We start from the raw sequence: 22,176 nt of genomic DNA on the forward strand, positions 1-22,176 counted from the left end.
CTGGTGTAGATAATAGCACATCCACAAGTAGGCAAAGAGACGCTTCTTTTAACTCAGCCGACCAACATTCCCATTTTCATTCAGTACCGATTCCAATTTATGATTCTAAAGACTTCAATTTATTCCACTTGTAAACGCTTCCAATTAAGATAAAATCAAAGGTGAGGTGCCGGACAAGCCCTTCTGGCCCATCCTATCCGTGTTAAAGGAGGCAGATGATATCGTGAAGTGGATCAACAACAGCAAATGGTTAGCCCCATGGATTTGTATTATAATCGCAGTGGTCGGTGCAGGCCTTCAACCTGATGCAGTACATGCCAATACAACAGGCGTTACGCAAGCAACCTATGGGAGCGAGATGAACCCATCGCTGAATGGTTTGGACGCCGCTAATGCAGAACTGTCCTTGAGTGCAACAGCAAGCACAGCCATTACGAATGGAACGGATTGGAAGGACACCGCAGGAAACCCGATTCAGGCGAACAGCGGCAATATCCTAAAAGTAGGTTCCACTTATTATTGGTACGGCGAGCACGCTGAGAACTGGAAATTTGAAAAAGTGAACGTATATACCTCAACCGATCTGAAAAATTGGTCTTTCCGCAGTAGTATTCTCACCAAAGATTCCGCCCCTGAGTTGAATTCAAGCAAAATTGAGCGGCCTAAAGTCATTTACAACAAATCTACCGGAAAATATGTACTATGGGCACACTATGAAAATGGCACAGACTACTCACTCGGTCGCGTAGCTGTTGCTACCAGCGATACGCCTGACGGGAATTTCACCTATCAAGGCAGCTTCCGCCCGCTGAATTATGAGTCCCGTGATATGACGGTGTTTACGGATACCGACGGTAGCGGTTACCTCATTACAGCTTCACGTAAAAATGGCGGCGCCAACGATACGATGGCGATCTTCAAGCTGACAGCCGATTATACAGGCGTGCAGTCATTCGTTGGCTGGATTTTTGAAAATGGTTATCGTGAAGCGCCTGCTGTTGTGAAAAAGAACAACACCTACTACCTGTTCACCTCGCAGGCATCCGGCTGGTATCCGAATCAGGGTGCTTATGCAACCGCCAGCTCCATGACTGGAAGCTGGTCTGCTTTGTCGCCTTTCGGTGATCCGGCGGCTTACGGCTCGCAAATCCACTCCATCGCCACAATTACAGGCAGCGCAGGAACCAGTTACATCTATATGGGCGATCGTTGGAACCCGCTCAATCTGAGCGATCACAAATTCATCTGGTTGCCACTGACCCTGAATGACTCCAATAAAACGGCTACCCTGAACTGGTACAGTAGCTGGGATATGGATGCTGCCACAGGCACAGTCATCCTACCATCCCTTGTGAATCACGCGCAAGGCAAAACAGCTACTGCCAGTTCAGCCGCATCTGCTTCCCCGGCCTCACTGGCGAACGATGGCAATCCCCAAACCTCATGGAAGGCTACATCTGCATCCTGGCCTGCTTGGTGGCAGGTGGATTTGGGCAGTACCAAGACGATTAACGAAGTGGATATTTCATGGTTTATGTACAAAGGATCTGAGGCATATTACAAGTATAAGATCGAATATAGTACGGATGGCGTTCATTATTCCACCATTGACCGTACGAGCAATACTGCATACGGCTTTACCAGTGACAAAGTTAATTTTCAAGCCCGTTACGTGCGAATCAATCTTGTAAATGCAGTGCTATTCAATAATCCGAACAACTGGTATACTCCGACGGTGCATGAAGTGAGATTGCTTGGCAATTAATTTGCTTCATTAAAAAGAACATGGCAGGAGAGTGCCCACATCAGTTAGGCCTTCTTCTGCCATGCTTGTGCTTTACCATCCGTTTCTTACTCACTGGCTCAACGCATCCGATTCACTGTGGTGAACACAAATTTATCATACCGATGGCGCGAGAATGAGTATTCAAATGGTATCCCCGTATCCAGATAACCCACTTGCTCAATTTCCAAGATTGGGTCATCTGCTGCACAATCCAGATGCTCCCGATCCAGTTCCGTCGACTTGGATGCCCGGATGGTACGATGTGAACCGACAATATTAAGGCCCAACTCCTCCTTAATATGTTTGTACACCGAGCCATACAACACTTCCTCGGTAATACCGCTAATCAGCTTCGTTGGCATGTACGTGCGCTCGATAACATAGGGTTCGCCCTCCACAACACGCAGACGGATCACATGATATACAGGAGAATTGACGTCAATAAACAGATGAGTCGCTACTTCCTCGGATGGAAATTGAACGTCAAAGGCTATGATTTTACTTTTGATTTCTTTCCCGCGCAGTACGTTGGTCAGCCCCAGCATTTCATTTACAACGACATTAACCGGGCCATTGTAGACCGATTTAACGATAAAGGTTCCGTGTCCTCTTTTACGATTCAGCAGTCCGTCCATCACCAATGTGTCCAATGCCCTCTTAATCGTCATTCGACTTACACGAAACTCTTTTGCCAATGAGATCTCATCAGGGATGGGATCATCACTGCAGTAGGTCTTATTCATAATACGCTCTTTGACCTCTTGTGCAATCCGCTCGTATTTGTTCATCTGTCTACCACCTGTACTAAAAATTGTTTTATGTCAGCATTTTACCAAAATATCGGTAGCGCTGGTTTTTCTGTTCTGCAGGCGGGACGTTAAGGTATGACGGTATAGTAAGTATACCGAACATTATACTTTCTCACCAGCGGTATACAGCACAGCTTCCTTTCAGCAATGAAGAAAAAAAGGCGGTCCAAAGGACCACCCCCCACCTTACCTTAGAATCCGTTATTTTCGATCACTTGTTTGAACCAGTACCCACTCTGCTTAACGGATCTTTTACCCTCGTTCTGAAGATCCACGGATACAAAGCCGTAGCGATTCTTATATGCGTTCGTCCAGGACCAGTTGTCCATAAACGTCCATAAGTGATAGCCTTTCACATTGGACCCTTCTGAGATAGCTCGTTGGACCCATTTGAGATGCTCACGGATAAAATCAATACGATAATCATCGCGGATCATACCCTGCTCATCTCTGAATTTTTCTTCACCTTGAACGCCCATTCCGTTTTCTGAAATGAAGCATTCAATGTTGCCGTAATTTTCTCTGACATTGGTCAGAATGTCGTAAATGCCCTTCTCATAAATCTCCCAGCCTCGCATCTCATTCATCTTACGACCAGGCATGGCATAATAATCGAAGAATCGTTCCGGCACAAAAGGTGCGTCTGGATTTGGGAGACTTTCGCGAGCCTTGACTCTGCGCGGCTGATAATAGTTAATCCCCAGCAGGTCTACAGTACCCTGGCGTATAATCTCCCGATCTCCGTCTTCCATGCTCGGTACAAATCCCTCTTGGCGTAACAGCTCCACAAGCAAAGGGTTAAATTCTCCCGTCACAGATGGGTCTAAAAAGGAACGGTTAAAGAACGCGTCGCATATTTCAGCAGCCTGCACGTCTGCCGGATGCTGACTACGCGGATAGCTCGGCGTCAGGTTCAAAATAATACCGATTTTGCCCTTATAGCCGCCTTCTCTGTAAGCCTTAATGGCACTGGCGCTCGATAACAGGGTATGATATCCCACCTGTACAGCTTTACCGAAATCCACTTCATTGGGATAGTGGAAATCGTATAGATAGCCGCCTTCCACCGGGACAATTGGCTCGTTATGCGTAAACCATTTGGCTACACGATCCCCGAACAACTCAAAGCAAGTGTTCGCGTAATCCACGTAAGCTTCGACCGTCTCGCGGTTTACCCAGCCTCCTTTTTCCTGTAAAGCCATCGGCAAATCAAAATGATACAGATTCACAAACGGCTCAATGCCCACCTGGTGCAACTCTTCAATGACGGAATTATAAAATTGAACCGCCTGCTGGTTTATTTCACCTTTCCCTGCCGGAAACAGGCGTGACCAGGAGATAGAGAACCGGAAAGAGTTGTGGCCAAGCTCTTTCATGAGTGCAATATCCTCTTTATAACGGGTATAGAAACGGGATGTATCAGCAGGACCGACCCCGTCATAGAAACGGTTCGGCTCCTGCTCAAACCAATAATCCCAAATGTTCGGTCCTTTGCCGTCTCCCTCCACAGTTCCTTCTGTCTGGGTAGCCGAAGCTGAGGAACCCCACCAGAAGTCAGTCGGAAAACGGTATTGAATGGCTTGCTGCTCTATATCTTTCATTTCGGTATGATTCACAGCTCTACTCCTCTCTCTTTTGCAAAGAACAAGTCCACTACACTAGCAGCTCATTCATGTTACATTCCAACAGTTTGATCCTTACCTGCAACGGCTGCTTGTTTAAGCTCCTCTTCCTGCTCCTTACGAACGTTCATCCGATCAATAATTTTCAGGAACGGGAACCAGATGACAAAGACGACAGCCATATTAAACAACTGCAGTATGCCTCCCATTAGAGAACCCGTAGCCATCATTCCACTAAAGAACAACGGCATCGTCCAAGGAACCTGTATCCCGTTGGGCGGCGGTACAATCCCCGTAGTCATGGCAAAGTAAGTAATCAGCGTAACGATCATTGGAGAAATGACCCACGGAACAAAAATAAGCGGATTCATCACAATCGGCAGACCGAATATGACGGGTTCGTTGACATTAAACAGACCTGGTCCAAGGGCCAGCTTACTGACCTGCTTCAATTGCTTACTCTTCAGGAAGATCAGAATCGAAAGCACGACAGCCAATGTCATACCTGTACCACCGATACCTACTGTATAAATATCCACAAACTGCTTGGTGATAATATGCGGCAGTTCCGCTCCTTTGGAGTACGCTTCATAGTTTTCAAGTGCCAGTGTATTCCAGATTGGGTCCATAACCGAGTTGATAATAATCTGACCATGAAGCCCAAAGAACCATAAAAGCTGTACAAAGAAAATAGCAATTAATGTAGGTATAATACCACTGCCCAAATGCACCAGCGGTGCCTGTACGGCATGATAAATCAGATCATGCAGGTTATTGTGAAGGGTCAGTGTAACTACAACATTAATGATCAAAAATATACCCAATGTGATACATGCCGGAAGCAAAGCGGCAAACGATTTGGCAACGGCTGGCGGAACACCTGGAGGCATTTTAATGACAAAATTTCGCTGTGTCACCCTCCGGTATATCTCAGCCGCGATAAAGGCGACGATCATACCAAGGAACATGCCTTTGGCACCGATCCGGTCCACCGGAATGACACCAGCAATCGTGGCACCGCTTTCTTGTGTCAGTACAAAAGGGGTGAGCATTAAGAAACTGGCCAACGCGATCATACCGCCGAATATGGGCTCGACCTTATAACTTCGAGATAGATAATAACCAATCCCGACGATGACAAATAAGGTCATAATATTCAGTGTGGCATTAGGCGCAATGTTCAGCAGACTGCTAAAAGTCGCATAATTGCCGTCGCCCATCCACCCTTTTAGAAACGGCAGATTAATAATAACTACAATAATGGAGCCAAAAACTGTTAATGGAAATGACAGCATGAATGCATCACGCAGTACAGTAAGATAGCGGTTGTTGTTCAGTTTACCGGCAATAGGTATCAGTATCCGGCTTAATTTTTCAAACAAAGCCTATTCCTCCCCGCGAAGTGACTTGCATCAATAGGGTTGCAAGCATTTCATGTCCCAAAATTCACAAATTTACAGGTCCAGCTATAAACTTCTGGATTTGAACAGCTCCAGCAGCTCTTGAACCAAATCCTTCATGGTAGCCGTGGACATCAAATGATCCTCGGCATGCATTAGAAGGAGCGAGAAGGGAGTTTGGGTTCCTCCCGCTTCCTTCTTAACCATTTGAAAATGGATATCATGCGCGGCACGTAAATCCTGCTTGGCTTGTTTGAGCAAATCGTCCGCACCTTCTACATTTTCATTTCTGTATTCAGTCAGCGCCTGAATCACTTTGCTGCGAGCGCTTCCACTATGCAAAATAAGTTGGAAACTAATTTGTTCTTCCGTCAGATCAGCTATATTAACTTTATCCATTTTTACGTTCCACCAGTTTCACAGCCTGTTCGTAGGCTTTCTTACCGTCAACCATTCCGTAGGCCATCATGTCAATCACTTCTACATGAATACCATATTGGGCTGCTTCCTTTTCCAGCTGTCCTTTAAGAAAACTCATTTGCGGGCCGATCAATACAGCATCAGCCTTAGCCATGTCCTCTGCGGCTTGATCTTGACCTACTGCCCAAATTTCAGCCTCGTCTCCAATGGACTTAGCATAATCCTGCATCTTAGTAACCAGCAAACTTGTAGACATACCTGAGCTGCACGCCAGTAAAATTTTCTTCATGATTGTTCCTTCCCTTCAAGGTCTGATTGGATGATAACTACTAGAAAACGTTTACAGCGTAATTATAAATCCGCTTTTTGAATTTGTCTATACATTTAACATATATGTATAGACTTTTTTTAAAATGACACATTTTCTTCTTTTTTTTTTGAAAGTGAACTGATCCCTCATCTTTAATCTCTCAATAATAATCGATTTTCACTATAAGAGATTCTGCCAATGATATGTTATTCGATTCTGTAAAATGTTAACATGAGCTACGGAATAGGCTTGATAGCCCCTCCGTAGCCAAAGAATAGCTGAGGTCAGAAGAGATGAGTAGAGACGAGATGAACAAGCATCCTACATGAAAGTAGAGCTTTCACGCACTGAAAATTAGAAAAATTTTGAATATCAAGAAACATTCCTACATTTTTATCGTCTATATTATGGAAGGCCCTACGTATGAGGGCAGGATTCTTTGAAGCCCGAAGTTAAAAATCAACTCACAAAGGAGCTTATGCATGTTGAAAAAATTAGGATTAGCTGCATTAATTTTGATTACTGGCATCTCTGTTATTGGAACAGGCTGGGCCGCACCCAGCACAACAACCATTGAAGTCTCTAAAACTGCTGTAGATTACAACATTGCTCGTCCTTCAAGCGATGGTGCTTTTCATGATGGCTTATTGGCTGCTGAAACATCTGCCGGAAACCTTGTGTATTACAATACCAAGGGACAAAAGGCTTTCTCTCTTCCCGCCGAGCTTAAACCTGTTGGTGATTTTCAAGAGCAGCGGGCTGTAGTCAAAAATACAAAAACCAATCTCTTTGGGTACATTAATACGAAAGGGACACTGGTCATTCCTTGCCAATACACCGAAGCCAATGTCTTTTCCGAAGGCAAGGCCAAGGTCACCATAGCAGACACCAAAGAAAATGCAATTATAGATCGAACGGGAAAAACCCTTTCTCATTTTAAAGAACATGTGGATTCAGAATATGTATTTACAGAAGGGCTGGCCCTTGCCTATGCCCCTAACACTGGGAAGATTGGTTTTGTGAATGCTTCCGGTAAGCTAGCGATTCCTTATCAATACAAATACAGCCGTAGTTTCTCGGATGGCTTGGCTATTGTTCAAAATAGCAAGGGACTATACGGTTATATCAATACGGCAGGAAAAGAAGTCATTCCACCTCAATACAAATCTGGCGGAGACTTCTCGGAAGGATTGGCTCCAGTACAAAATGCCAAGGGTAAATGGGGATTCATCAATAAACAGGGAAAAGTCGTGATTCCCTTTAAATTTACGGATGCACAGGATTTTAGCGAGGGCTTGGCCAGTGTGAAAAATGCGAAAAATGAGGTTGGGTTTATTGATAAAACCGGAACATTGGTTATTAAATATCAACAAAAATATGACGTTACATCTCCATTCAAGGAAGGCATTGCTTTAGTTGGTAAACAAGCAAACTCATCTGTCTCGAACGGAAAATTCGGTTACATCAATCGCCAAGGGCAACTGCTGACCAAGCTTGAATACAGATCGGAATCTTCTTCCTTCTCTAATGGTTATGCTGTTGCTTTTGTCAAGCCAGGCAAAGCCTTCATTGTATCTAAACATTCTGCTTCAAAATAAAAAAATAACCCTGGAGGCAGATCGAATGGATCTGCTTCCAGGGTTATTTTGACTGCTAATATCTCAAAACCACTTAGTCGTGTGTATAGAATTTTACGCCAGGCAGATCAGCTGCCACCCAAGAGTAATTAATAGTATTACTGTTGTAATTTTTGGTTCCCGCCTGAGCGATCTGTACTTCCTTCAAGATCGTGATCGATGAACCCTTTGGTCTGACGACGACGACATGACCATGTCCGTCCGCTTTTTTGATCCCGATGGTTGGGTACCCGAGGTTTGCTCTTTTTTGAGCATCCTGAAAAGTTACGGAGTACCAGCCCGGCGTGTTGTTACCCAGTAAAGCATCAGCCATTTGATTGGCTAAGCCACTTGGCAAGGAAGCCGACATCGCAGCCATCACGTCTTGTGCAAAAATATTACATTTTGTTCCACCTACTGGCGAATACTTTTTGTTCGTTTCTACCTTAAAACCGTCGATTACAGATGCGTATGTGCTTGCACTTCTAGCCATTGAAAATTCCCCCTGAATATAAGTTGTAGAGGAAATGACGGAGTCGCTTGAACATCTGAATGGCTCCACATTCGATTGATATTAGCTTCAATTCCCTCTCAACTATTAGGGTGATTTCCGGCTTACTTTAACAACGCAATACCACAGAAAACGAACTATATTTTTTTAATTTCAATCGAAACCAGAGACTTTGCTCAAAATCAACTTAACAGCAGCCATAATGTGACCCTTATGGTTTAGTCATCACTTAGCTGAAGGCTTTCTTCACTGATTACAGTTGGAACGATAAGCTCAGGAGTAGTCGCAGGCTTAGCTGGTGTAAAATAGTCTGCAACCCCCACCATTATAGCAATGCCAATAAATAGCACGATCCAATTACGATTCTTTTTCATCATCTGTACCTCTCATTCTTCACTGCGCCCGTTCAACCACTTGAACCAGTGGAGCAAATGACTGAATCGGTATTCATGCTGGGAAGCATACGTCCATACCTCCGGCTCTTCACCAGGTTCCTTCCAGACGAGCATGGAAAAGTGACCTTCTTTCTCGCTTGCGACCGACAGCAGCGAAAGACGATCATCCCCGAATCGGTAAGGGGCCGATTCCACCCAGTAATTTCGCATATCGCTGATCCAGCTGCGAAAATGCTGTGTACCTGCGATCCGGAGCACTTCATCAGGAAGGAGCAGATGCTCATGGATGTCTTTCCAATCCCCTGCATATTGGTACCGCATTGCCAACATTGGACTGAGCGGTCTCACTTTCCCTAGAGCCAACGTAGGCATACAGGTGACGGGAACGACCGGGCCAATACGCTGGATAGCATAAGCACGGGCTTCCTCCTTACTCATTCCATAGGACATAGCCTCCACGAGGAAATCGTTCCGTCTTACACCAAACTGATGCTGGTAGTGTGACATTTCATCCCGTAGCTCTAGTACCATACCTTGTAACGTATCTGTTCCGATCATTCCCAAACACCTCTCATTCCAAAATATAGGCGTGCAATTCCTGTTGCGCTCGATACTTAGCCCAATTGAATTCGGGCCAACTCGATTCTTCTCTCGTCATGCTCATCAAGCGGGCTTGTAAAAACTCATCCAGCGCTCCGTGTTCCTTACGGCTAAAATCAATCAGTAGTGGAATCGCGTCCGCTGATAGCTCACTCAAATATTCCTTGTCTATCACCGATGTTGTACGATACCGTTCGAGATTATTTTCAGCTATCCGTACATCAATACCCACATAATTCACGACGACATAGGCGATTAGAGCGAGTACAATATAATATTTCGCCAGCGGAAGCTGGCGGACATGAATACGCACGGCCGCAACGAGCAGCAGCAAGCCCAGAAAAATCATAAATGCGTGTACCAGATAACGGATATACGTATATCCGTATGCTTCTTCGTACATAACCAGCCGGGTATATCCCGAGTACAGCATCACACCCGAACAACCGACGAGTATGTACAGCAGGCCGCTGTTCAATGTTTGCACTATACCTGAGCCGAATTCAGTCCATTTCAATACACTGATCATCAGCACAAAATTGATACCTGTTACCATAACCAGCTCCCCGAATCCTCTTCTCGCATATTCAGCATACGAGGTTCCTTCTGGCAAAGCACCTTCCCATGCACCAAACAGATATCCGAACTGCAGCACGACGAACACAACATACACCAGGTTCATGACAATCAGCACTGTAGCGGTAATGACAGGATCAAACTTGATTGCGACCGGCTCGTGGTAAGGTACTGCTGCTGCTGACTGAGCCTCTCTTTCCGTATTCCGCGGAGCAGGCTGTACGAATCCCCACAAGTAACAGAAAAAACAGAAGGTAAAAAAGCAGGCCCAGATCAGCCGCGGCAAACCACTCCCAAAGGTCAATGTGCCAATCCATGCGGGTATGCCAGATAACAACTCTTCGAACACCCCATCTGCGGAAGCCAGCAGAGATATAATAATGAGTAGCAACGGCAAGGCAATAAGTAGACCGATTATCACTTTACCCAATACACGCTTACGCTCATCCTTTACATTCCGAAAGGCTGCCGTCTTAAACATTCGAAACGGAGTCACGATATGGCGGAAATTTTGATAAAACCAATGGCTTAGCGCCTGACCGATAATACCGATTTCTGACCAGCTATGCCTTTTTTCCCCGAACAGCAACACCATATGTACGCTAATCAGAGCAGATATAGCCAGGGCATTTAACACATAAAAGATCGGGTTATCGAACAGCACATATGTCAGTGCCAGCATCATAATGACCACAAACAGCAGACGTCCTATCCATGTAATGGGCTGGCAACGATCTCGATTAAAGGAATACATATACACGTAAAATACAATAACGAAAATAGGCATAGACACGCCCAGCCCATGTTCGAAGAACAGATATTGATGGACCAGCGCCAACACAATGGCGCCGGCAAAGGCAGACAACAACGACGCTTTCGGCAAAGACGATCCATTCACCTTGTCATGCATGGTAAATACCTCCACAACTATGCTTTATAACCCTTATTGTAGATGATAAAATAAGAAGATAAAGAGAAATTAATCAAAATAAAATTTCCTATTTTATAAAAGCAGTTGCGCTTTTACTCAAGCATAGGGGAAACGGAGCATTCCTGAATGAAACTTCACGCCCAATTTTTACGGCTTCACTCCCACGCAGCTGACGACAGGGACGAGAACCATACCATAGAGACTACGCTGGATGAGCTGGCGGCTATTTTTGACTGCACCCACCGCAATGCCTTGATGATCATTCAGAAAATGGAACAGCACGATTGGATACAATGGACTCCTCGCCGAGGCAGAGGCCGCCGCTCCAGTCTGCGCTTCCTTATTCAGCCGGAAGACATTGCTGTGCAATCCATGATGCAAGCCATAGACCGCCATGATATCAAACGCGCACTGGATGAAATCCGAGTTCATTCACGCTCCTCCACCATGCAGGAGCATTTGCAGGGCTGGCTGCTGAATTATTTCGGGCATCACGCGGAGGTGCGCAGTGATCAGCAGCAGATCGACACGCTGCGTCTGCCCATTCGCCAGCAGCTCTATACGCTGGACCCGTTGTACTTGAACTGGCTCGCCGAGTCCTTCGTATCCAGCCATGTCTTTGACGGGCTGGCCCGCCGGGCGAACGAGAGCGGTGAGATTTTGCCGGGACTGGCGCACGCTTGGGAGGTGGACACTACTCGTACGCAGTGGACCTTTTTCCTGCGTAAAGAAGTGCTGTTTCATAACGGCAAAATACTGACCGCGGAAGACGTCGTCTATACCTTTGAGCGACTGAGTCGGGCGCCGGGAAGGAGACTTTACCATTTTATCGTCCGGCAAATTCAGCACGTTCAAGCGTTGAGTCCGACGATGGTACGCTTTGTACTAAAGGAGCCGAACGAGCTATTTTTATCCTTCCTGTGTACCAGCCGGGCTGCCATTGTACCGCGTGAGCTTAATCAGGTGGGTGAAGCCGCCTTTGGCATTCGTCCTATCGGTACGGGGGCTTTCAAGGTCACGGAAATGAACGAAAGCTTGTGCTTACTTGAGGCTTTTGCGCCTTATTTTCAGGGTCGTGCTCATCTAGATCGGGTGGAAATCGTTCAACTCCCGTGGGCGACTAAGCTGGAATCGCCGGATATGGAAGATACCGCTTCTTCTTTTCACATTATCCATAATCCTATACTGGCAAGAGACACGGATACCGCATGGAGCCAGATTCACTCGGCGGCTTCGGTACGCAAATTTATCACATGTAACACACACAAGGATGGACCGCTGCGCAACCCGGAAATACGTGCTCGGATTGTAGCATGTCTGGATCATCGCCCCCTTCCTTCAGCAGTGGATTCATCTAACGCTAATGATTCATGCGAACCACTGGCGGCGTTACAAATTGCCACCATTCCCGAGTATAGAGCGGATGCAGAACGGGTCGCAGCTCAGCTCGAATTCTGTGGATATACGTGTAACATTGTGGCCGCATCCATGAATGAATTCAAAAGTTCATCTATTCGTATGGAGTCAGACTTAATCATCTTTTCTCTGTTTCGTGACCGTGATGAGCAATTGCGTCTGTTTGATCTGTATCTCAATGTATCTGGGCATGTGGAGCCGCATAGCCGTGTGGATATCGAAAGACTGCTGCGCGAAATTGCACGGGAAGCCGATCATACCGTTAGAGCACAGCAATTTGAACATATCGAAACTCGGCTCATGGATGAGCACCAGCTGCATATTTTATATGAAAAGCCCGTTCAGACGGCCTATCTTCCTACTGTTCGCGGCGTATCCTTTAACAGCCAAGGTTGGGTGGATCTTCGTCATGTCTGGTTTCCGCCTGCCCAACCTCCAACTCCTCACACTTGACGGCAAGGACGCTCCTTCAACCTTCAAATGCACTTGCAAATAAAAAAGGTATCCTCTTCATAAGAGAATACCTTTTTTAATGTTATCTAGACCCTCTAAGCCGATGGTTCAGGAGATGACAATGCCCATCCCCCCAGCCCATGACTGTGGACATCGCTAGGGTCTTCTATAGGAGGGGTGACGGGTGGAAAATTCAATAGGATAAAAACATTAAATGCGAGCAGAGAAAAAACGATCTTTTTTATCATAGATGTACTCTACCTCTCCAAGTAAGTTTTTATATTCCTCTTTGTCCTCAGAAGTGGCAGTATGCCGATACTTTTCAAATAGTCCTACACACTTGATGGTGACAGGATTACCATTCAGCACGACAGAATAGGAAAGGCTCTCAAGCAGGAATTTCATACCTTTGGAATAACGATGTTTGTTGAGATCGTAACAAGCCATCTCTGCCAAAAATCGTGCATAGAGATCTGCTGACATTTGCTCGGTATAGGTGCCTACCTTGGCATGCTGATCTGCAAATGCCTCAATTTGTTTTTCAAAGTGCTGCAGTACATGATCTACATTAAAATCATAACGGTTGGCCGCTACCATTATCTTATGTAACCCCACCAGAATTTCGCCCTCATTTTTTTCCAAATAATTTACATACTGTGGAATCACATCCAGGCTACCGGACATCAACTGATACAAATACCTGTTGGCCTCAGCCCAGTTGCTACAAAGGGCCTTCAAATGCCGAGCTTCCTCCGTATCCTCTTGCACCCAGCTCAAATCAGAGTATAGGGATACATATTCCAGTGCCTTCTGATAATCCCCGCGCTCATCCCACACCCCGGCACGGAGTACGTAAGAGTATACAATATACATAAACAAAGGGCCCTTAGGTTCCTTGCCACGCTCTGATTTTCTGGTATTTCCGTATTTTTGCTCGTATTGTACTTTGGCTTTTTGAGCCATTTTTTCAGCAAACCATTCTACTTTATCCCAACGCCGCAAGGAGGCATACGTATTAGCCAAATCTCTTAAGGCATCCAGTTGGTCTGCCTCACCCAATCGCTCTACAAAGCTTTCAAAATGTGTGGCTGCCCATAAATTTTCATCCTGATCATCGCCAACGGTAATCGTAAATAAACGGTATTGGCAGAGCGCCAGCCGCTCCGAATGTTGATACTTCTCACTTTCCGCGACATTTTTATAAATAATGGCCGCAGCCTCCAACCTACCTTCGCTGAATAATTCTTCCGCTGTCTCAAACAAAGCCGGGGCGTATATGAGATAGTCCATGATAAACTCCACGACTTGCTTAATACAATCGAGTTTGTTCAGCTCTGCACAGCGATGCAAAAAGGGCCGAACCCGTCGCCAATTCGGTGCCGTATTCCGTATAAATTCATCAATGTATAGCTCATAGAGGCTTCCTTCTTCAAGCCCCATACCTGCAGCAATCCGATCCAGCAGCAGCATCGCAATTGGCCGGTTACCGTTGATAATGGCACTGATTGTTCCTGCATTAATACCTGTGTTCTCCCCAAACTTACTAATCGTAATTCCTTCTCGTCTGATGTACTGCTCCAGCTCTGCGCGAATAGTGGTTGTTTCCTTCAAATCAGGCACCCCCAGGGATAACTTGCATGATTTCAATACAAAAAAAGAAAATTCCCGTGAATATTCCCTTAATTATACAAAAGAAAGCCCACTTAGCCAACTGCATAAGTACATTTATATCAAAAAATTCAATAATTCTCCGAATTGCCGTATACTACAGGAGGCGAGCTGAACAGCTACAACCAATCGGTCGCAGGAAAGGATACGACAAATGGACAACACCCCAACTATAGAACAACAAATTGCACAATGGATGGTCGCGCAAATCCGTGAAGTGGGCACTCTGAAACAAGAAGATGCCATTGCATATGTACGCTCTGAATACGGAGAGCAGTATGTGTTTATAAGCGAGCATGGTCATGTATCTTTGGAAAAAGAAATCAAAAAGGCATTTCGCAAGCTACATGGTGGCCGAATCGCCTGGGATCGTGATGCATTCCTCTGGGCCTGGACTTAACAAGCAAAAGCATCTGCTATAGGCAGATGTTTTTTTGATGATTTAACCGTATATCCTCTGGAGTCGGCTAATTTCCTCCTTCACAAACTGTCGGAGTATTGCAGGCTCCACGATTTCAACACGGCCGATCCAATCCATCGCATCGCGGCAGGCCGCTTCATAGCTATACATGTTGACGGTTAGAATGAAGTGATTGCCTTCCTGTACAGACTGGATGATTTCCATCCTTTTCGCTAGTATTCCAGCTTGCTTCTTAGTCGCTCGGACCAGAACAGGATAGTATTCTTTCTCTCTACAAAGCTGCTTAAAAGCGCTTTCTTTACTTGTCCAATAATATTCCAGTGAAAAATCCTCAGGAACCTTAAAGACTTCAACAGACGGCTGAACCTCCATAATTCGCTCACACTTAAAAGTCCGAATCTCCTGCCCGACTTCACAAAAGGCAATCAGATACCAATCTCCTTTTTTCACCACAAGTCCATAGGGATGTACATGGCGAGAAGTGCAAGAGCCGTCAGCTTTCTCATATTGGATCATTACTTTATAGGACCCCCATACTGCCGCTCTCACGGCTTCCAGGCAAGGAATCGCTATACGTTCCGTCCACCACGGTGTATCATCAAAATAAAACCGAGCTTTGGCTTTTTGAATATCGGATTGATAGGGGGCCGGCATCGTCTGTTCCAGTTTGAGCAAAGTATTCTTTAACTTCAAACCCGATTCCGTGGACCCGCCCGTATAAATGCCCATCCCCGTTAAATACAACTGAATGACATCCCCGCCATTCAACTGCTTCAGGTTTGCCGTATAACCCTCCATTAAATAAATTCCGCCCTTCGGACCGGATGCGGTAACAATCGGAACTCCGGCTTCAGCCAGAAGGTCGATATCCCTGTAAATGGAGCGTACAGAGGTTTCCAGTGCCAACGCCAATTCCCTGGCCTTCATTCTCCCTCTAGATTCGATACATAATAAAATCGCGATTAAACGATGCAGTCTCACAATCATACCTCCACATAGATGGTTAACCCGAAATGAAAAGATGATGCAAAGATTGTTGACACCCTGTTGGCAGCAATAGGTGTGTATCATAGAAGTAAAGGGGTGTAATGGATGATGAATATTGGAATTTTGGGGACGGGATTCGGCGCGTATCATGCCTCGCTGTTAAACAACCATCCCAAGGTAAACAGACTCATTGTATTTGGAAGGAACGAAACCAAGCTGCAAAAATTGAAAGAGGAGCTAAACGTAGAAGTCACACAAAATATAGAGGATATTCTGCTGGATCCGGACGTGGATATCGTCGATCTATGCCTGCCCTCCCACCTGCATAGGTCACATGCCATTGATGCGCTAAAGCACGGGAAGCATGTATTTTGTGAAACACCGGTTTGCTTTCATCTCGAAGACGCTCTTCTTATGCAACAAGCTGAGAAGCAATATGGCAAAAAAATTCTGGTCAACCAGTTCATTAAGTTTGATCCTGCCTATACCTATCTGTACGAGGCTTATCACCAACAAAAATACGGAAAACTCATTTCCTTGTCCTTGAAAAGAGAAACCCCTCCCCTGTGGGGAGACCTTGGACTAAGTTCCCTCCCTACGCAGTTCATGATTCATGAACTGGATTTATTCACCTGGCTATGGGGTCCATGTGATCCATATACAGTGTGGGGTACAGAGGTAGTCCATCCCGAACAGGCACAAGTTCGGGCTTATTTTCAGCATCGGGATACATTCACAGAAGTCATCGCTTCTTCCCATATGCCGAAAAGCTATCCTTTCACGGTGGCCTATGAAGCTTATTTTGAAAAAGCCAAGCTGGTATTTCATGAGAGTGACGAAAACGATCCCATACCCACCGCATTATTTGAGTATACCGCATCAGGACAGCAAAAAATCAACCTCGAATCCGCCAATCCATACGAAAAAAGTTGGGATCATGCACTTGATTGCTTTGGCGGACATGCGGAATGTCTGATTCCATTGGAGTCGGCCGTACAAGCACTGGAAATGGCCATTGAGATTAAAAACAGACTGGAGCAAGCTCGGCGTTAGCCGGTAGTTAGCCCGTACCTTCGGAAATCAGCTTCCTATCAGGAAGCTGTATCCGCAGGCAGGGACACTTCGTCCGCGTAGTTCGTTGCCATAATCTTGGCTACCTCAGCCGGGTCAGTCGTCTGGCCCAACGCCCACATCATTTTCGTTACCAGCGCTTCTGTTGTCATGTCATACCCCGGAATAACGCCCTTTTCCAGCACCTTCTGCCCTACCTCATAAATCGTCAGGTCCCCGCCCTCATAAGGACATTGAGTGGTAACAACAATACTCATACCGTCCTTCATCAGATCCTCAATTTTACTGATGAGGCTCCTTTCTTTAAAAGGCACGCCGCCCATGCCAAAGCCCTCAATGACGATACCTTTATAGCCCAAGCTCTGAATAGCATCAAAAATCGCCGGGTTTGTACCCGGAATCAGCCTGAGCAGAAATACTTCAGAAGCATACCTGTCATTGTATGGGTGACGAACGGTATCACGATTTGCAAATACGCCCTCCGTATAGACCACCTTGCCGTTCTCCACGAGACCTATGTACGGATAGTTAATACTCTCAAAAGCATTATAGCTGCGTGTTCTGATCTTCGAGCTGCGGCTGCCGTTGATAATCTTGCCATTAAACACGACAAAAACCCCTGCTACCTCGCCACATGCGGTCAGGAATGAGTCAATTACATTTTTTTTGGAATCGCTGTGCTCCGCCAATATAGATACTTGCGACCCTGTCACAACGACGGGTTTGTCCACAGTCCCCAACATAAAGCTCAGGGCTGAAGCCGTATAAGCCATCGTATCCGTGCCATGGGCAATAACAATACCGTCGTATTGATCGAGCGAACGATGTACCATCCGGGCGATGGAAGCCCAATCCTCTGGTTGTGTATTGGTGCTATCAATGCTCATCAGATTGTAGGCATCAATCTCGCAAATTTCCTGGAGCTCTGGAATTTCAGCCAAAATATTTTCAGCCGATTGAGTTGGAGTCAGGCCGTTTTCCTGATAGGAGGAAGCAATTGTTCCTCCGGTATTAATGAACAGAACCTTTTTCATTTGCCAATGTTCCTTCCCGATTACAACTTCACTTTATTGTTCTTAGAATTTATCATGAATAAGGGTGATTAGCTACTTTGCTAAAGAAAAGAAATAATGAAGGATGGTGCATTCATGAATCTGGAGCAGCTAGCAACCGTCATCCCGTTGCTGGAGCATATCGAATACGGCAACACCTCTCAGACCCTGCATCCTGGCTCCGACAGCCATCTCCTGATTGTTGCGCTGCACGGACATGTCACTCTCTCAGCTAAAGACCAAGAGCCGGTTATTTTCACGCAGGGCTTTGCCTTTCATAATCAATATGGCGCTTGCAGCATTCAGGTCCCCAAAACCCGGGAAGCCGAATATATCGTGCTTACGTATCGTGTGCTGCAAGGCGAATCCACGGATTGGACGCTGCATGGTCCGTTGCGTACCTTGAGTGAATACAAAATCAAATATATGCTGGACGAGCTGCTACGAACAACAGCCCCAAGCATTCAGGATGAAGCTGGCGTGGAAAAGGCGGCCCGGCAATTTCGAAAAAGACTGCTTCTGGAGCGCTTGCTATTCATTTATATCTATGAGACGCATATGGTGCAGGACAACCACAACTCATCGGTATCTATTGAACAATCCCTGTCTTATATCCATGAGCATTATATGCTCAAGCTGACCTTGCCGCTTCTGGCTGATCGGGCGGGCATGAGCGAAGGACATTACACGGTGTTGTTCAAAAAAGCCACTGGCATGACCATGACCCAGTATTTACGTCATCTCCGTATCCAAAAAGCGAAGCAAATGTTCCAGCAGACCCGACTTCCAGCCAAGGAAGTCGCCCAACGGGTCGGATTTACGGATTATTTTCATTTTAGTCGTATTTTTAAAAAAGAAGTCGGCTGCTCCCCCACCCAGTTTCAAAGAATCTAATAATATAACATGTAACGTCTACAAATCAGACATGGTATAAAAGAGAGGTTGCCGCTAAAATTCAAATGAGAATAATTATTATTATCAGGAGGAAACAGGATGCATCATTGGTTTACACGTATATTGAGCCTCACCTTCACCTTACTGCTCGCTATTAGCTTGGCAGCTTGTAGTTCATCCTCCACGAATCAGACTGCGGCAAACGACAATTCGACGGGTTCCCAACCAGCGAACAGCTCATCTGACGGAGACCGTATCACCGTTCAGGATGCACTCGGAACTGTCACTTTACCAGGCAAGCCTGCACGTATTATTTCAATGGATTTCAGCTTTACGGACATGCTGGTGACTCTGGGTGTGCAGCCTATCGGAATTGCTGATGACGGTACGCCTGAGCTGTTCATGGATTCCGTGAAAAGCAAGCTGAAGGACTACACTTCCGTAGGCTCCCGTTATGAACCCAACATTGAACTGATCAGCTCATTGCAGCCTGATCTGATTATTGTGGATATTAATAAGCACAAAAACGCCCTAACTCAATTGAAAGGCATTGCCCCAGTGCTGGCACTGGACGATTTTCAGGCAGACTATGAGCATATGCTAAAAAACTACACGATCCTCGCTACGGCCGTAGGTAAAAGTGAAGAGGCTCAAAAACGCCTAAAAGAACATCAGGTCAAAATGGATGCAGCCAAAAAGAAGCTGAAGAACACCTCTCTGACCGTACTGCCTGCTGTCGTCAATCCTAAAGGCTTCTTCGCCCATTCGGACCATGCATATACTGGCTCCATTGTAAAGCTGTTAGGCTTTACCGATCCGGTGCACAGCGACAAGGCATATCCCGAGCTGACACTGGAGCAGTTGGTTGAAGCCAACCCACAGGTACTGTTCCTGATGCCGACAGACCCTGCAACGATCGTGAACCAGTGGGAAAGCAATCCCTTGTGGCAAAATATAGACGCAGTTAAAAACAACCGTGTATTTACGGTAGAACGACGTAATTGGTCCTTGTCCCGCGGGATGCTGGGAAGTGAAAAAATAGCCGAGGACATCGTAAACAGCCTGGGAGAGAAGTAAAATGATCCATTCTATATCCACCAAGAAGCAGAGCCGTTCGCGGTTTCTGCTCTTCCTGTTTTTAGTGTCTTTGATTTTATTAATCCTGGGCTTGTTATTCAGCCTCAAATGGGGCCCCGCCTCTATATCGTGGGCTGAACTGTATCAGGCATTGACCTATCAGCGCAGCGACAAGATACATCTGTATATTCAGACGCTGCGCCTGCCGCGCACCCTGACCGCCTGCATGGTCGGTACCCTGCTGGCGCTGGCGGGGCTATTGACCCAGCTCACCACACGAAATCCGCTGGCTTCACCACATGTATTTGGCATTAACGCTGGGGCTTCTCTCGCCGTGGTGCTGGGACTCGTCTTATCGGCACAGCTATCGGCAACATCCACGATGCTGATGGCCTTTGCTGGGGCAGCGGCAGGTGCATGGCTGGTCTGGTCGCTGGCTGGATTCGCAGACAAGCAGCCTGTTCGCTTGGCGCTGGCGGGCATCACCATTCATTTCATGCTGTCGTCACTAACAGAGGGCTTCATTATATTAAATCAGTACTCTACGGAGTCCATGATTTTCTGGCTGGCTGGCTCTGTAAGCCAGGCGGGCTGGACAGAGGTACGAATGATTCTTCCTTTTTTCATTGCGAGCCTTGTGCTACTCGTTATGCTGTTGCCAGCCCTGCGACTGCTGTTGTTGGAGGACGAGATCGCAGCCGGACTGGGGCAACGGGTCCCTCTTGTTCGAGCGCTGGCTCTGCTGCTGGTTATCGTAATGGCAGGCTCAGCCGTGGCGGTATGCGGACCGATCGGCTTTGTCTGTCTGATCGTACCCCACATCGCCCGGGCGCTGGTTGGAACACGTCTCTCGTTGCTCGTTCCGATGACAGCGCTTGGCGGAGGACTGCTGCTGGTGTATGCGGATCTGCTCAGCCGCATCATTTCTTTTCCGTTCGAATCGCCCGTGGGAATTGTAACCTCTGCTATCGGAGGGCCGTTTTTTATCTATCTGGCCCGTAAAAAAAGGAGGGGGACACGATGACCAGAACTTTCTATCTTGTGGCCGCCTTGCTTTTGCTGCTCCTGCTCGGCATCGTTTCGGTCAGTGTGGGAGCACTTCCTATTCCCTTGCGTGATGTCAGCTCGGCTCTGCTGGATACGCACAGCCGTTTTCATTTTATCGTATACGAGGTTCGCTTGCCCCGGACGTTGGTTGGACTGCTGGCAGGCATGGGACTAGCCGTGGCAGGAGCTATTCTGCAAAGTCTGTTTCGCAATCCGCTAGCCAGTCCTGACGTGATCGGCATTTCCAAAGGAGCCGGATTTGCAGCGGCGGCTGTGATTTTCCTGTTCCCCCAGTCTCCAGCCTATATCCTGCCCTTGGCGGCGTTTGGCGGAGCCGTGGGAACATTCCTGATTCTGCTGCTGCTCAGCCGTAGACTTACGCTGGCTCCAGCAGCTCTAGCTCTGGTCGGGGTCGCTATGGGGGCCGTCCTCATGGCAGCCACGCAGTATCTCATCATAACCCACCCGACCAATGTGAACACGGCTTTGCTCTGGATGTCAGGCAGCCTATGGGGCCGGAGCTGGCGGGAGGTCATCTCACTGCTGCCCTGGATCATTGTCTTGCTACCCTTGGCCTGGGGCAGCTACCAAAAACTGAATGTTTACCAGCTTGGCGATGAGACCATTACTTCCCTCGGGGTACATATGACTCGCCAGCGCCTGCTGCTCCTATTGCTTGCCGTTACACTGGCAGGAATTTCAGTCTCGGCGGTCGGCGCCATCGGCTTCATCGGACTGATGGCACCCCATATGGCTCGAAGATTTGTTGGCAGCCACAATCAGTGGCTGATTCCGCTGGCTGCCCTGCTGGGAGCGAATCTGATGCTGCTGGGCGACATTTTGGGCAGAATGCTCATTGTTCCACGTGAAATACCCATCGGGATCATGACAGCACTTGTGGGCGCTCCTTATTTTGTGTATTTACTGCGGAAGGAACGCAGCAGAAGATCATTCTGATTCCCCGATACCCACAGGAAAAGACCTTTCATCCTACCTGAGGATTCTCCGGGTACATCCACCAGTAGCCTGATGCATCTATATATAGCACGCCAAAAAGCACGTCAGACATACGCAGGTTTCCCTTCTCCTGCGATAAGTCTAACGTGCTTTTTAC

21 protein-coding genes are annotated in these 22,176 nt (G+C 46.8%); 9 read left to right on the forward strand and 12 right to left on the reverse strand.

What is annotated here, in order from left to right:
* Nucleotides 1-223: 223 nt before the first annotated feature.
* The gene (locus tag HFD99_RS10285; protein WP_019688978.1) at nt 224-1,765 is read left to right on the forward strand and encodes a family 43 glycosylhydrolase; all 1,542 of its coding nucleotides are present in this window, start codon (nt 224-226) and stop codon (nt 1,763-1,765) included.
* Between the two features lie 98 nt (nt 1,766-1,863).
* On the opposite strand, the gene HFD99_RS10290 is transcribed toward HFD99_RS10285, so the two are convergent.
* From HFD99_RS10290 to HFD99_RS10310, 5 genes are all read right to left on the reverse strand, one after another.
* Complete coding sequence (locus tag HFD99_RS10290; protein WP_016822631.1) at nt 1,864-2,574, reverse strand: GntR family transcriptional regulator; 711 nt, start codon at nt 2,572-2,574, stop codon at nt 1,864-1,866.
* A 212-nt stretch (nt 2,575-2,786) separates the two neighbouring features.
* Entirely contained in the window at nt 2,787-4,196 is a 1,410-nt protein-coding gene (locus tag HFD99_RS10295) for a glycoside hydrolase family 1 protein (RefSeq protein WP_031462474.1), read from the reverse strand.
* A 74-nt stretch (nt 4,197-4,270) separates the two neighbouring features.
* Nucleotides 4,271-5,599, reverse strand: a complete 1,329-nt coding sequence (gene celB / locus HFD99_RS10300; RefSeq protein ID WP_016822629.1) for a PTS cellobiose transporter subunit IIC — start codon at nt 5,597-5,599, stop codon at nt 4,271-4,273.
* A gap of 84 nt (nt 5,600-5,683) precedes the next feature.
* Complete coding sequence (locus HFD99_RS10305; RefSeq protein ID WP_016822628.1) at nt 5,684-6,016, reverse strand: PTS lactose/cellobiose transporter subunit IIA; 333 nt, start codon at nt 6,014-6,016, stop codon at nt 5,684-5,686.
* Complete coding sequence (locus HFD99_RS10310; RefSeq protein ID WP_013312603.1) at nt 6,009-6,326, reverse strand: PTS sugar transporter subunit IIB; 318 nt, start codon at nt 6,324-6,326, stop codon at nt 6,009-6,011. Before HFD99_RS10310 ends, HFD99_RS10305 begins: the two co-directional genes overlap by 8 nt.
* A 503-nt stretch (nt 6,327-6,829) precedes the next feature.
* On the opposite strand from HFD99_RS10310, the gene HFD99_RS10315 reads away from it, so the two are divergent.
* Complete coding sequence (locus tag HFD99_RS10315; RefSeq protein ID WP_017426113.1) at nt 6,830-7,945, forward strand: WG repeat-containing protein; 1,116 nt, start codon at nt 6,830-6,832, stop codon at nt 7,943-7,945.
* Between the two features lie 73 nt (nt 7,946-8,018).
* Here the strand turns inward: HFD99_RS10315 and HFD99_RS10320 are convergent, their stop codons facing one another.
* From HFD99_RS10320 to HFD99_RS10335, 4 genes are all read right to left on the reverse strand, one after another.
* Entirely contained in the window at nt 8,019-8,456 is a 438-nt protein-coding gene (locus tag HFD99_RS10320; RefSeq protein ID WP_016822626.1) for a hypothetical protein, read from the reverse strand.
* Nucleotides 8,457-8,692: 236 nt separating this feature from the next.
* Complete coding sequence (locus tag HFD99_RS10325; protein WP_164964380.1) at nt 8,693-8,851, reverse strand: hypothetical protein; 159 nt, start codon at nt 8,849-8,851, stop codon at nt 8,693-8,695.
* Nucleotides 8,852-8,860: 9 nt separating this feature from the next.
* A complete protein-coding gene (locus HFD99_RS10330; protein ID WP_019688980.1) occupies nt 8,861-9,427 on the reverse strand; it encodes a hypothetical protein in 567 nt (188 codons plus the stop codon).
* A 13-nt stretch (nt 9,428-9,440) separates the two neighbouring features.
* On the reverse strand, nt 9,441-10,955 hold the full coding sequence (locus HFD99_RS10335; protein WP_090889061.1) for a DUF4153 domain-containing protein: 1,515 nt from the start codon (nt 10,953-10,955) through the stop codon (nt 9,441-9,443).
* Between the two features lie 147 nt (nt 10,956-11,102).
* Here HFD99_RS10335 and HFD99_RS10340 point away from each other — a divergent pair, with 147 nt between their 5' ends.
* Nucleotides 11,103-12,845 (forward strand): ABC transporter substrate-binding protein, encoded by a 1,743-nt coding sequence (locus HFD99_RS10340; RefSeq protein WP_016822622.1) that lies wholly within the window; start codon nt 11,103-11,105, stop codon nt 12,843-12,845.
* A 210-nt stretch (nt 12,846-13,055) separates the two neighbouring features.
* On the opposite strand, the gene HFD99_RS10345 is transcribed toward HFD99_RS10340, so the two are convergent.
* Nucleotides 13,056-14,456, reverse strand: coding sequence for a helix-turn-helix domain-containing protein (locus tag HFD99_RS10345; RefSeq protein WP_016822621.1), 1,401 nt, complete (start codon nt 14,454-14,456; stop codon nt 13,056-13,058).
* Between the two features lie 211 nt (nt 14,457-14,667).
* On the opposite strand from HFD99_RS10345, the gene HFD99_RS10350 reads away from it, so the two are divergent.
* The gene (locus tag HFD99_RS10350) at nt 14,668-14,913 is read left to right on the forward strand and encodes a DUF6953 family protein (protein WP_013373729.1); all 246 of its coding nucleotides are present in this window, start codon (nt 14,668-14,670) and stop codon (nt 14,911-14,913) included.
* 42 nt (nt 14,914-14,955) lie between these two features.
* Here the strand turns inward: HFD99_RS10350 and HFD99_RS10355 are convergent, their stop codons facing one another.
* Nucleotides 14,956-15,915, reverse strand: a complete 960-nt coding sequence (locus HFD99_RS10355; protein ID WP_029514460.1) for a helix-turn-helix transcriptional regulator — start codon at nt 15,913-15,915, stop codon at nt 14,956-14,958.
* A 111-nt stretch (nt 15,916-16,026) separates the two neighbouring features.
* On the opposite strand from HFD99_RS10355, the gene HFD99_RS10360 reads away from it, so the two are divergent.
* Nucleotides 16,027-16,974, forward strand: a complete 948-nt coding sequence (locus HFD99_RS10360) for a Gfo/Idh/MocA family protein (RefSeq protein WP_016822619.1) — start codon at nt 16,027-16,029, stop codon at nt 16,972-16,974.
* 38 nt (nt 16,975-17,012) lie between these two features.
* Here HFD99_RS10360 and HFD99_RS10365 read toward each other — a convergent pair whose 3' ends face one another.
* Nucleotides 17,013-18,026 carry an asparaginase gene (locus tag HFD99_RS10365; protein WP_016822618.1) on the reverse strand — a complete coding sequence of 338 codons (1,014 nt, stop codon included), beginning with the start codon at nt 18,024-18,026 and terminating at the stop codon, nt 17,013-17,015.
* A gap of 114 nt (nt 18,027-18,140) precedes the next feature.
* Between HFD99_RS10365 and HFD99_RS10370 the strand changes: the two genes are divergently transcribed.
* From HFD99_RS10370 to HFD99_RS10385, 4 genes are all read left to right on the forward strand, one after another.
* Entirely contained in the window at nt 18,141-18,938 is a 798-nt protein-coding gene (locus tag HFD99_RS10370) for a helix-turn-helix domain-containing protein (RefSeq protein ID WP_016822617.1), read from the forward strand.
* A 99-nt stretch (nt 18,939-19,037) separates the two neighbouring features.
* The gene (locus tag HFD99_RS10375; protein ID WP_123797801.1) at nt 19,038-20,015 is read left to right on the forward strand and encodes an ABC transporter substrate-binding protein; all 978 of its coding nucleotides are present in this window, start codon (nt 19,038-19,040) and stop codon (nt 20,013-20,015) included.
* 1 nt (nt 20,016) lies between these two features.
* Nucleotides 20,017-21,039, forward strand: a complete 1,023-nt coding sequence (locus HFD99_RS10380) for a FecCD family ABC transporter permease (protein WP_039276462.1) — start codon at nt 20,017-20,019, stop codon at nt 21,037-21,039.
* Nucleotides 21,036-22,019, forward strand: coding sequence for a FecCD family ABC transporter permease (locus tag HFD99_RS10385; RefSeq protein WP_025366174.1), 984 nt, complete (start codon nt 21,036-21,038; stop codon nt 22,017-22,019). The genes HFD99_RS10380 and HFD99_RS10385 overlap by 4 nt, the downstream gene beginning before the upstream one ends.
* Nucleotides 22,020-22,176 lie beyond the last annotated feature (157 nt).

It is taken from the genome of Paenibacillus sp. EKM301P, from assembly GCF_011800295.1.
GTDB classification, from domain to species: Bacteria; Bacillota; Bacilli; order Paenibacillales; family Paenibacillaceae; genus Paenibacillus; species Paenibacillus polymyxa.

Excerpts from the sequence above, each read along its gene's own strand:
- HFD99_RS10295 (WP_031462474.1), bottom strand. The coding sequence starts at position 4,196 with ATGAAAGATATAGAGCAGCAAGCCATTCAATACCGTTTTCCGACTGAC.
- HFD99_RS10305 (WP_016822628.1), bottom strand. The coding sequence starts at position 6,016 with ATGGATAAAGTTAATATAGCTGATCTGACGGAAGAACAAATTAGTTTC.
- HFD99_RS10330 (WP_019688980.1), bottom strand. The coding sequence starts at position 9,427 with ATGATCGGAACAGATACGTTACAAGGTATGGTACTAGAGCTACGGGAT.
- HFD99_RS10385 (WP_025366174.1), top strand. The coding sequence starts at position 21,036 with ATGACCAGAACTTTCTATCTTGTGGCCGCCTTGCTTTTGCTGCTCCTG.
- HFD99_RS10370 (WP_016822617.1), top strand. The coding sequence starts at position 18,141 with ATGAATCTGGAGCAGCTAGCAACCGTCATCCCGTTGCTGGAGCATATC.
- HFD99_RS10340 (WP_016822622.1), top strand. The coding sequence starts at position 11,103 with ATGAAACTTCACGCCCAATTTTTACGGCTTCACTCCCACGCAGCTGAC.
- HFD99_RS10360 (WP_016822619.1), top strand. The coding sequence starts at position 16,027 with ATGATGAATATTGGAATTTTGGGGACGGGATTCGGCGCGTATCATGCC.
- HFD99_RS10310 (WP_013312603.1), bottom strand. The coding sequence starts at position 6,326 with ATGAAGAAAATTTTACTGGCGTGCAGCTCAGGTATGTCTACAAGTTTG.
- HFD99_RS10380 (WP_039276462.1), top strand. The coding sequence starts at position 20,017 with ATGATCCATTCTATATCCACCAAGAAGCAGAGCCGTTCGCGGTTTCTG.
- HFD99_RS10290 (WP_016822631.1), bottom strand. The coding sequence starts at position 2,574 with ATGAACAAATACGAGCGGATTGCACAAGAGGTCAAAGAGCGTATTATG.
- HFD99_RS10365 (WP_016822618.1), bottom strand. The coding sequence starts at position 18,026 with ATGAAAAAGGTTCTGTTCATTAATACCGGAGGAACAATTGCTTCCTCC.
- HFD99_RS10375 (WP_123797801.1), top strand. The coding sequence starts at position 19,038 with ATGCATCATTGGTTTACACGTATATTGAGCCTCACCTTCACCTTACTG.
- HFD99_RS10325 (WP_164964380.1), bottom strand. The coding sequence starts at position 8,851 with ATGATGAAAAAGAATCGTAATTGGATCGTGCTATTTATTGGCATTGCT.
- HFD99_RS10315 (WP_017426113.1), top strand. The coding sequence starts at position 6,830 with ATGTTGAAAAAATTAGGATTAGCTGCATTAATTTTGATTACTGGCATC.
- HFD99_RS10335 (WP_090889061.1), bottom strand. The coding sequence starts at position 10,955 with ATGCATGACAAGGTGAATGGATCGTCTTTGCCGAAAGCGTCGTTGTTG.
- HFD99_RS10320 (WP_016822626.1), bottom strand. The coding sequence starts at position 8,456 with ATGGCTAGAAGTGCAAGCACATACGCATCTGTAATCGACGGTTTTAAG.
- HFD99_RS10350 (WP_013373729.1), top strand. The coding sequence starts at position 14,668 with ATGGACAACACCCCAACTATAGAACAACAAATTGCACAATGGATGGTC.